1 rRNA gene is annotated in these 255 nt (G+C 51.0%); it reads left to right on the top strand.

The features are described 5' to 3' along the window. A 23S ribosomal RNA gene (locus GTP23_RS23190) occupies positions 1 to 255 on the top strand; the annotation flags it as partial.

Here is a 255-nt window from a genome sequence, read left to right as displayed (position 1 = left end):
TAAAACAGTCAGGATGTTGGCTTAGAAGCAGCCATCATTTAAAGAAAGCGTAATAGCTCACTGATCGAGTCGTCCTGCGCGGAAGATGTAACGGGGCTAAGCCAGTCACCGAAGCTGCGGATATCCGTAAGGATATGGTAGGAGAGCGTTCTGTAAGCCTGCGAAGGTGGCTTGTAAAGGCTGCTGGAGGTATCAGAAGTGCGAATGCTGACATGAGTAGCGATAATGGGGGTGAAAAGCCCCCACGCCGTAAGC

Source organism: Duganella fentianensis, from assembly GCF_009857835.1.
Taxonomy (GTDB): Bacteria; Pseudomonadota; Gammaproteobacteria; order Burkholderiales; family Burkholderiaceae_D; genus Rugamonas; species Rugamonas fentianensis.
This window is presented reverse-complemented; position numbering and strand designations above follow the sequence as displayed.